This window comes from Alistipes sp., from assembly GCF_048465575.1.
Taxonomy (GTDB): Bacteria; Bacteroidota; Bacteroidia; order Bacteroidales; family Rikenellaceae; genus Alistipes.
The window spans coordinates 1-1,643 of sequence record NZ_DBFWLG010000014.1; the positions used below are offsets into that span (position 1 = coordinate 1).

At 56.7% G+C, this 1,643-nt stretch carries 1 pseudogene; it reads right to left on the minus strand.

Annotated elements, in window-relative coordinates:
* Positions 1-1,643: pseudogene (locus tag ACMQ11_RS05190) on the minus strand (DNA methylase); the annotation flags it as partial.

Here is a 1,643-nt window from a genome sequence, read left to right on the forward strand (position 1 = left end):
GGCGACTGCGGTATCTTGCCGAATTGGTCGTGCGACATGATGACACAATCGTAGTCGTTGTTCTTGATGTTGTTGAAGAACCGCACGCGGTTTTCGGGCGAAAAGTCCTTTTCCGAGGCATAGAGTATCTTCGCATTGGGATAAGCCGTGCGGTAGCACTCGGCGATCTCCGCGACGTTGGCTTTCAGTCCGATAATCATCGGCTTGTGCGCCAGCCCCAGCCGCTTCATCTCATGCGCCGCCACGCACATAATCAGCGTTTTACCCGTGCCGACCTCATGGTCGCAGATGCCCCCGCCGTTCTGCTTCAACATCCAAATACAGTCCTTTTGGCTCTGATATACATCCTTGATATTGAACCGCTTTTCGAGGGCTTTCAGGTCGAGATCGGGGAACGTCTGGTGCGAACCGTCGTACTGCGGACGCACGAAGCAGTTGAACTTGCGGTTGTACATATCCGTTAGCCGTTGCTGAAACTCCGGCGACTGCTCCGCGAGCCACTCCACGAAACCGTTACGTATCTCGTCGATCTTGGCATTGGCGAGCTGTATGCCCTCGCTGTCGCGCACCTTGATGTCGTTGCCGTGTTCGTCCTTGCCGATGCTCTTTTTCATATCGGGTACGGTATTCACAAGGGCATGTTTCAGCAGGGCGATACCGTCGTAGGTACGGTAATACCCTTTGACGCAATATTGGTCGAGAATCTTGGCGTTCTTTACGCCGCTCTTGACGGCATAGTCGTCCATGCTTTCCGAGTAGCCGATGCGCACATCGGTATCGAACAGGTAGGAGGCGTAAGCGGAATAGATGCCCGTGGGTATCCACCGCTCGCCGAGGTTGAAATCCAGCTCGTCGAACGTAATCGGACGCGGCGCGGCCTCCTGCAAGGCGGTAAGGGCTTCTTTCTCCCGTTCGCCGTGCGGGTTCTCACTCATCCATGCCTCGATGCGCTCCGCCTTATCCACCACGTTGCCTGCGATAAAGCGGTCTTTGATCTCGTAGCCGCCGACCAGCGGATTGTAAAAGATACGCCCTTTCAACTCGTCGATCAGCTCCTCGCGGCTGTTGTCCGACAAGGATTCCATGTAATCGAGATTCACGCCTCCGTATCGGTTGAGCGAAGCCGCGAGAGCTTCTTCGGGCGTATCGACGTGCGTCGTTTCGTTGAGCGCGAACGCTACCGGATGGTCGAAGATGTCGGCCTTGACGAACTGCCCGTTCTCCGCCTGCTCCACCGCAAGGAGATCGCGCCCCGATGCGTCCATCATAATCAATTTGACGTTCGCTTTGGCATTGAGCGAACCGTACCGCGCGACGAACTCATCGTAACGGGCGTTCAGGTTCTCGCGCTGCATCTTGTCCTCTTCGTGCTTGTCGGCTTCGTAGGCATAGAGCCGCTCATAAGCGTCACGCACAGGAATATAGGCTGCGATCTTCTCCCGCTGCGCCTTGTCCACATCGAGCGGGTGGAACGTCGCGCCATAGCGGGTAACGTCTTTCAGGTAACCGATTTGATAACGCACACCGACGGTGTTCACCCTGACGAGCGATCCCTCGCGGTGGTGCGGCTCCAATAACCCCTCGAACGGTCGGGGTTGCATCTCCTCCTCGTGCTTGCGCTGCCGCTCCTCGGCGGTGAGCTT